The sequence below is a fragment of the Citrobacter sp. TBCS-14 genome, assembly GCF_005280805.1.
Classification (GTDB): domain Bacteria; phylum Pseudomonadota; class Gammaproteobacteria; order Enterobacterales; family Enterobacteriaceae; genus Citrobacter; species Citrobacter gillenii.
The window spans coordinates 1-211 of the sequence record NZ_SZWM01000206.1; the positions used below are offsets into that span (position 1 = coordinate 1).

The window sequence follows — 211 nt, forward strand, 5'->3', positions numbered from 1 at the left end:
TGATGGGATTGCGGTCGCTGCTTGGATTTGGCGTGGGGTCTCTTGCGCCTTTAACATTTGGTGTGGTGATGGATTCAACGCAAAGCTGGGAACTCGCTTATAGCGTGCTGGCTGCGGGGGGAACCATCGCTTTCTTCTCCGCCTGCGTACTTAGATTCAATTGTTTTAACGCCAATAAATAACCCGTCTGGCGACGGGTTCTTTTTGAATC

At 50.7% G+C, this 211-nt stretch carries 1 pseudogene; it reads left to right on the plus strand.

Going from position 1 to position 211, the window contains the following annotated elements:
* A pseudogene (locus tag FDX22_RS30430) lies at positions 1 to 182 on the plus strand (hypothetical protein); the annotation flags it as partial.
* Between the last annotated feature and the right edge of the window lie 29 nt (positions 183 to 211).